Raw genomic sequence first — 7,629 nt, forward strand, 5'->3', positions numbered from 1 at the left:
CTCGGCGGTGAGCTCACCCGCGGCCGCCCGGGACGCATGGCTGGGCCGGGCCGCCGCGGGTGAGCTCACCGCCGAGGTCCTGGGCGCGCTGAACCGTACCGCTGCGTCGATCGGGCGGATGCAGCGTCGGATCGGGCTCGCGCCACCCGCCCTGAGCGCCACGTTCCCCACCGGCATGCACGTCGACTACCCGCTGCGCGACGCCGCTACCGCGCGTGTGGCCTACGCCGCGCGGCTGATCGCGGACGGAGCCCCCGCCGACGCGGAACGCATCCTCGATGCAGCCGGGAACGGCCGCATCGGAGGGGCATCACTCCCGGTCGAGCGGTACGTCCGCGGGATCCTGCACTTCACCGCCCGACGGTGGCCGGACGTCCTCACCGCGCTCGGCGACGCCGACGGGTGCGGCCCAGACGGTTGGGGTGACGACTACCTCGCCGCGGCGGCGCATACACTCGCCGGCTCCGCCGCGGCGCAGCTCGGCCACTTCACGGAGGCGACGCGTCTGCTGCTGATCGCCGAGGACGGGCCCGTCCCGGGCGCAGCGGCGGCTGCACGGTTCTGCCGGGCCCTGGTACTGCGCGAACAGGGCGACGAGGCCGGCGCGCGGGAGTTGCTGGAGCGGGTGTATGCGGCATCCGCGCTGCCCGCGGCGGCCGCCGCGCTCACCGACCCCGGTTACCGCCTGATGCTCACCACCGCAGAACAGATCGCCGCCCGTGCCGACCCGTGGGACCCGGCGGCGCCACCACCGTCGGGCGACGACGACGGCGCCGGGCTGGCCGCCGCCGAGGCGGAGCTCGACCGGCAGGTGGGCCTGACGGAGGTCAAGGCCCAGGTGACGCGGCTGAAGACGGCCGCGCAGCTCGCACAGATACGTGCCGCGCGGGGCCTGACCAGCGCTCCGCGCTCGCTGCACCTCGCATTCACCGGACCGCCCGGCACGGGAAAGACGACGGTGGCGCGGATCGTCGCGCGGATGTACCGCGCGCTCGGGCTGCTCGCGACCGACACCGTCGTCGAGGCGACGCGCCGCGACTTCGTGGGGCAGCACCTGGGGTCCACGGCCCTCAAGACCGGGGCTCTGATCGACCGCGCGCTGGACGGTGTCCTGTTCATCGACGAGGCGTACACGCTTGTGCAGGAGGGCCTCTCGGGCGGCGACGCGTTCGGCCGCGAGGCGCTCGACACGCTGCTCGCGCGGATGGAGAACGACCGCGACCGCCTCGTGGTGATCATTGCCGGATACGACGCCGAGATCGACCGGTTCCTGGATGCGAACGAGGGGCTGGCATCGCGGTTCGCACGCCGGGTCCGATTCCCGTCGTACTCCCCCACCGAGCTCGCGGAGATCGCGGAAGCCATTGCACGCGCACGCGACTCGGTGCTGTCGGCCGACGCCGCCGCACTGCTGGAGGACGCGTGCGGCGGCCTCCGCGACCGGATCGACGCGCTCGGCAACGGCCGATTCGTGCGCAATCTGGTCGAGGCCGCCGAGGAGGAGCGCGAGATGCGCCTCTCCGCAGGAGATCTGGCAGCCGTCGGCGAGGCGGACCTGATGCGGATCGAGGCCGCCGACGTCGCCGGCGCGCTCGACACCGTTGCGGGGGCGCAGGTATCGGACGGCGCTACCCGCGGCTTCTAGCCTCTAGAGGCCGAAGAAGGCGCGGATCTCCTCGCCGGTGTCCAGGTCGTGGTGGGACGGGCCGATGAGCCAGGGTGTCGGTGCCGTCTTCCGGTTCGGGATCACGTGGCCGGCTCCGATCTGCGTGACCAGGCGGACGCCCGCCCAGTCGCGTCGCTCGATCGTCCCGGTACTGCTGACCACGGGCTCGCCGGTGGCATATGTGGCTGCGGTATCGAGCGCAGACCGCACCTCACCACGGGTGCGGCCCAGCATTCTGGTCGCGCCACCCCCGTAGGGGACGACCGGGTCACCCGTGCCGTGGAACATCAGCAGAGGAATGGAGTCCGGGGCGACGCCGGCGAATTCGTAATCGTCGTCGACGGGCAGACCGGCGGCGACGATCGTGGCACCAACGAAGGTCCCGGGAATCTCCCGCAGCATCCGGTGCACAAGCTGGCCGCCGTTCGAGTACCCGATCGCCAGCGCCGGACGCTCGAACCGGGCGACGACCGCCTGCACGAACGCCGTGTCGTCCACGGTGCGTCGCTGCGCCGCCGAGTACTTGGTCGTACGTCCGTCGTTCCAGGCTCGGTGATAGCCGTTGAGACAGACCAGGTCGGCTCCGATGCGCTCGGCCAGAGCCACGAGCGTGCCTCCGCTGAAGCGCTGCATCTGCCGCCCGTTCTGGGTCGTGCCATGCAGGGCGAGCAGCAGCGGCGCTGTGTCCCTCGGGACGTTCGGAGTGAGGTGGAAGAAGGTGCGCCGCCGGCTGGCGACGTCGATACTCACGCGGTTCATGAACGCCACACTAATCACAAACGGATGAATAATCCACTTATGGGTTGCGTGACTCGGCCTCTATCCTCGAGGGGTGGCACGTACCGAACCAGCGGCGCAGCCCCGGGGGCTGCGCAAGGACGCAGCGCGCAACCGGGATCGGATCCTCGCCGTGGCCCGAGAGGTGCGCGACTCCGGGGAGCCTCTGCAGTTGAACGCGGTGGCACACCGCGCGAACGTCGGAGTCGGCACCGTCTACCGCCACTTCGCCTCGGCGCAAGCGCTGCGCGAGGGATTGGTCGAGCACCAGTTCGCCGACCTGATCGCACTCGCGGCACGCGTCACCCGACTCCGCGACCCGGTCGCCGCATTGCGCGAGTTCATGGCGCACGCCCTGGCCCTGTACGCCGCGGACGAGGCGTTCGCGACGATCACCACAGCCCCGACGCTCGAGCGCTCGGAGACGGCGGCACTGCGCGACGAGTTGGCCGCGGCGTTCGACCGACTCGTCCAGTCGTCCGCAGGGTCGCTTCGCCCGGGTCTGGACGCGACCGATCTCCTGCTCCTTCTCTGCGGCATCGGCTACTCGGCCCGGATGCGCCCGGACAAGGCGACCGATTACCTGCGCGCGATGCTGGACGGAATTCTCGCCGACGACGAGTGACCGGCCGGATTCGGCCGGTCAGAAGATGTCGTTGATGATGTCGTCGCCGATGGCGAAGCCGGCGCCCGACGCGATGGCACTGCCGAACCCACCGCCCAGGAACCGGCGCAGCATGCCGCCCTGGGGCTGCTGCACGTACTGCGGCTGGGCGTACTGCGGTTGCTGGTACTGCGGCTGGGTGTACTGAGGCTGGGCGTACTGGGGCTGCTGGTACTGCGGCTGCAGCGGCTGCTGGAAGCCGGACTGGGCCTGCTGCACGTGCGTGTCCACCATCGAGTGGATCGCAGTCAGCAGGGACTGTGCCTGCACCTCCTCGGACTGCACGGCCAGCGCCAACTCGCGCAGGTCGAGTTGCCATTCCCGGGCGTTCTGGTCGCCCGCCGCGGCGGCGGCGTTCAGCTTGTTGCCGAGGCTCTGGATGAGGTTGGACGTGTTCTGCGCCTGTCCCTGCAGCTTGCTGTACTCGGCGTCGATGGTCTGGGGATCCATGTAGACGAAGTTACGCCGGGCGGCCCGGACCTCGCCATGAACCCCGGCTGCCGGGTCGCACGTGTGCTCAGCCGCGCCGGGCGCGCCGGCCGTAACTGCCGAGCTCGAGCAGGATGAACGCGGCCGCCGCCCACAGGATCTGCGCGGGCCGCAGCATCACGTACCGCTGCTGCCCGAAAGCGTGGAACTTGCGCAGGTACCGGTACAGGCGCTCGACGTGGATCATCGGATCGAAGACGTGCGCGGCACGCTGTGCCGCCCGCACCGGGAGCGACCCCTCCTTCACCGCGAACAGGTCCGGGAACGGCGCGAACGCCAGCGACACCCGCTTGACGCCGTTCTGCCTGCCCCACGCGACCACCTCCGCGGTGAGGCGCTCGTCGACACCGTTGCCCGCGCCGTGGTCGCGTAGCGGCAGGTCGAGCGACAGGTCCGGCCCGGCCGGCAGGTAGCGGTGGGCGCCGATGACGCGACCGCGCGCACCGTCCACCCCGCTCCCGGTACCGGGCGCGAACGCGACCGCGACCACCGCGTCCGGCGCGGACCCGTCGAACATGCGGCCCAGGATCATCGAGAACCCACGGGACGGGTCGCGGCCGAGCCGGCGCTCCATCCCACGCAACGCGGCCAGCACGTCGGCCGGCAGTTCGCCCTCGCGCCAGATCGAGACGGTGACGCCCGAGTTCCGGGACCGCTGGATACCCTGGCGGACGTTGCGGAACTTGCGCCCGACCAAGTCGAAGTCGCCGGTCGAGATCACGACGTCGCGGCCGATCGCGATACCCCGCAGCCCGTGCCGCTCCCACATCGGCTTGGCGCGCTCCCCGGCGCCGAGGACGGCGATGGGGTGGCGGAACCGTCCGCGGCCGGCCTGCGCGGCGAACTCGTCCATCGCGGCGGGCCAGGAGTCGGGCTCGCCGACCGGGTCGCCGCCCGCGACCAGCACGCCGAGCCGGCGCGCGTACCCGATGGCAGCGTGCCCGTCGGGCGAGAAGACGTACTCCTTCTCCGGGCGCAGCACGAACGGCGCCAGCGGGTCCTGCTCGGTGCCGCGCACGAGGTCTCTCGCACGCTCCCTGTCGTCACTCCTCACGATGCCCCTCCTCCGTCCGGCGTCCGGTCAGCGAACACCACACGACAGATAAGAACATCGAACCACAGATGAAGATTCCCGGCACTCAATAACGGTTCGGCAACAAACCGCTGGTAGTGACCTCGAGAGAGGGTGATCAGCCGAGGCGCTGCTTGAGCGCGTCCAGCTCGTCCTGCAGACCCCCGGGCAGCTTGTCGCCGACGAACGAGAACCACTCCTCGATCGACGGGATCTCACCGCGCCACTCGTCGACGTTCACGGCCAGGGCCTCGGCCACGTCCTCAGCCGGGGTCTCGAGGCCGTCGAGATCGAGCGCCTCAGGCGTCGCAACGGTGCCGATCGGCGTCTCGACCCCCTCAGCGGTGCCCTCGACGCGCTCCACGATCCACTTGAGCACACGGCTGTTCTCGCCGAATCCGGGCCACAGGAAGCGCTTGTCGGCGCCCCGGCGGAACCAGTTGACGTAGAACACCTTGGGCAGCTTCGACTCGTCGGCCTGCTTGCCCAGCGTCAGCCAGTGCTCGAAGTAGTCGCCCACGTTGTACCCCAGGAACGGCAGCATCGCCATCGGGTCGCGCCGGACGGTGCCCACCTTGCCCTCCGCGGCCGCCGTCTGCTCGGAGCCGACGGTGGCGCCCATGAACACGCCGTGCTTCCAATCGCGCGCCTCGGTGACCAGCGGCACCGTCGTCTTGCGGCGGCCGCCGAACAGGATCGCCGAGATCGGCACGCCCTGCGGGTCGTCCCACTCGGGGGCGATCGACGGGCACTGCGCGAGCGGCACCGTGTAGCGGGAGTTCGGGTGGGCGGCGACGGTCATCGTGCCGTCCTCCCCCTCGGCCGCAGACGACTCCCAGTCGTTGCCGCGCCAGTCGGTGAGGTGCTGCGGGGCGGCGGACATGCCCTCCCACCACACGTCACCGTTGTCGGTCTTGGCGACGTTGGTGAAGATGGTGTTGCCGGCCTCGATGGTCTTCATCGCGTTGGGGTTCGAGCCGGTCGACGTGCCCGGCGCGACGCCGAAGAAGCCGAACTCCGGGTTGACCGCGTACAGGCGGCCGTCCTCACCGAAACGCATCCACGCGATGTCGTCGCCCACCGTCTCAGCGCGCCAGCCGGGCAGAGTGGGCTGGATCATCGCGAGGTTGGTCTTGCCGCAGGCGGAAGGGAAGGCGGCCGCGATGTAGTAGACCTTGTCCTCCGGGCTGATCAGCTTGAGGATCAGCATGTGCTCGGCCAGCCAGCCCTCGTCGTGCGCCATGGCCGAGGCGATGCGTAGGGCGTAACACTTCTTGCCGAGCAGCGCGTTGCCGCCGTAGCCACTGCCGTACGACCAGATCTCGCGGGTCTCGGGGAACTGAGTGATGTACTTGGTCGTGCTGCAGGGCCACGGCACGTCGGCCTCACCCGGCTCGAGCGGGGCACCCACGGAGTGCAACCCCTTGACGAAGAAGCCGTCGTCGCCGAGCTTCTCCAGCACGGCGGTGCCCATGCGGGTCATGATCTTCATCGACAGCACGACGTAGCCGCTGTCGGTGATCTCGACGCCCAGCTTGGGGTCCTCGGCGCCGAGCGGGCCCATGCAGAAGGGGATGACGTACATGGTGCGACCGCGCATGGAGCCGCGGTACAGCTCGGTCATCGTCGCCTTCATCTCCGCGGGACGCACCCAGTTGTTGGTCGGGCCCGCGTCCTCCTTCTTCTCGGAGCAGATGTAGGTGCGGGACTCGACACGTGCGACGTCGGCCGGGTCGGAGAGCGCCAGGAACGAGTTGGGCTTCTTCGCCGGATTGAGGCGCGTGAAGGTGCCAGCATCGACGAGCTCACTGCTCAGACGGTCCCACTCGGCATCGGACCCGTCCGACCACTCGACTCGGTCGGGCTGCGTGAGCTCAGCCACCTCCCGCACCCACTCGATGAGCTTCGCATGCTTGGTGGGGATCGAGTCCCTGTCCAGGCCGGGAATGGTTGCTGACGTCATCTAAATCTCTCCCTGAGCGCCTATCCGGTCACTGCAGGCCGGCGAGACGCGCCGAAGCCGCCCTCGCCCGGCTCCACGATGAGCCCGGTCGCGTCGTTTGTTGTTCCGATCTCGACCTGTCCAGTGTCACACATCAGGCCACGTCGAAGCACTCGACGTGGGATATCACACGTTACCGAAGAATCATCAGAGGTCTCCCCTGTCGAGTAGACTCCACCCCTCCGCGGCGTCGTAGGTCCAGGTCTCGAATCGCCCGTCCGTGTGCACGTGGTGATACACGTCGGCGACGCCGTCGGCGTCGAGATCGCTGAACACCGCGAGCCCGTCAACGCTGGTCACCGTGGCCGTGTCGCACCGCCCGTCACCGTCGGCGTCGACCACGCCGTCGCCGCCGGCGGCGCCCACGTCGAACCAGCCCTCGCCCACGCTCACCCACAACCCGTCGCCGCCCGGGCCGGACGCCGCGTCCGCGTCGACGAACAGAGCGTCGGCGAACAGGTCCGCGCCGAACGGGTCGCCGCCGGTCCCGAACGGGTCCGCGGGGAATGCGCCGAATCCGTCGCTCACATCAATTGGACGCATCAGGTGCCCGAACGGTTCCCGATCTCCTGTCCATCTCCCGGACGAGCGCCAGTCCGGCGGCCGCCTCGGCCGCCACCAGCGCCGCGGCGATCTCGTGTTCCACGCGCTGCCGACATGCCGTCACCGCCTCGATCGCCCACGCCCGGGCCTGGTTCCGCGCGGCGGCACGGCGGCGGACCCGCACCAGCCACAGGGCCAGCGCCACGCCTAGCACGAGGCTGACCGGCAGCGCGGCGACCCGCAGCGACCCGACCAGGTCGAACGGCACCGTCAGCGCCCGGCCCAGGCCGAGGCCCGCCGACGCCCCCACCACGAGCATCGCAGCGTCCTCGGGGCGCCGCCGCTCGGTGCGGACGGACGGCGGGGCGGGCCATGCGAGAAGTCGGAGGCCAAGCGGTCTTAGGAAGACAACCACT

The 7,629-nt window shown here is 70.3% G+C and carries 7 protein-coding genes; 2 read left to right on the forward strand and 5 right to left on the reverse strand.

The window, feature by feature from the left end; genetic code table 11:
• Positions 1-1,645 (forward strand): type VII secretion AAA-ATPase EccA (eccA, locus tag ABD908_RS25785; protein ID WP_345001483.1); only part of this gene is annotated, 1,645 nt, incomplete at its 5' end.
• Between the two features lie 3 nt (positions 1,646-1,648).
• Here the strand turns inward: eccA and ABD908_RS25790 are convergent.
• Positions 1,649-2,425: a CE1 family esterase gene (locus ABD908_RS25790; protein ID WP_345001485.1), complete on the reverse strand. Its 777-nt coding sequence runs from the start codon at positions 2,423-2,425 to the stop codon at positions 1,649-1,651.
• A gap of 73 nt (positions 2,426-2,498) precedes the next feature.
• Here ABD908_RS25790 and ABD908_RS25795 point away from each other — a divergent pair, with 73 nt between their 5' ends.
• Complete coding sequence (locus tag ABD908_RS25795; protein ID WP_345001488.1) at positions 2,499-3,068, forward strand: TetR/AcrR family transcriptional regulator; 570 nt, start codon at positions 2,499-2,501, stop codon at positions 3,066-3,068.
• 18 nt (positions 3,069-3,086) lie between these two features.
• On the opposite strand, the gene ABD908_RS25800 is transcribed toward ABD908_RS25795, so the two are convergent.
• The 4 genes from ABD908_RS25800 to ABD908_RS25815 form a co-directional block, all read right to left on the reverse strand.
• Positions 3,087-3,557: a hypothetical protein gene (locus ABD908_RS25800; protein ID WP_345001490.1), complete on the reverse strand. Its 471-nt coding sequence runs from the start codon at positions 3,555-3,557 to the stop codon at positions 3,087-3,089.
• Positions 3,558-3,624: 67 nt separating this feature from the next.
• The gene (locus ABD908_RS25805; protein ID WP_345001492.1) at positions 3,625-4,650 is read right to left on the reverse strand and encodes a phosphatidylglycerol lysyltransferase domain-containing protein; all 1,026 of its coding nucleotides are present in this window, start codon (positions 4,648-4,650) and stop codon (positions 3,625-3,627) included.
• A gap of 136 nt (positions 4,651-4,786) precedes the next feature.
• Entirely contained in the window at positions 4,787-6,631 is a 1,845-nt protein-coding gene (locus ABD908_RS25810) for a phosphoenolpyruvate carboxykinase (GTP) (protein WP_345001495.1), read from the reverse strand.
• 186 nt (positions 6,632-6,817) lie between these two features.
• The gene (locus tag ABD908_RS25815; protein ID WP_345001497.1) at positions 6,818-7,198 is read right to left on the reverse strand and encodes a DUF6802 family protein; all 381 of its coding nucleotides are present in this window, start codon (positions 7,196-7,198) and stop codon (positions 6,818-6,820) included.
• Between the last annotated feature and the right edge of the window lie 431 nt (positions 7,199-7,629).

The organism is Tsukamurella soli, from assembly GCF_039541155.1.
GTDB lineage: Bacteria > Actinomycetota > Actinomycetes > Mycobacteriales > Mycobacteriaceae > Tsukamurella > Tsukamurella soli.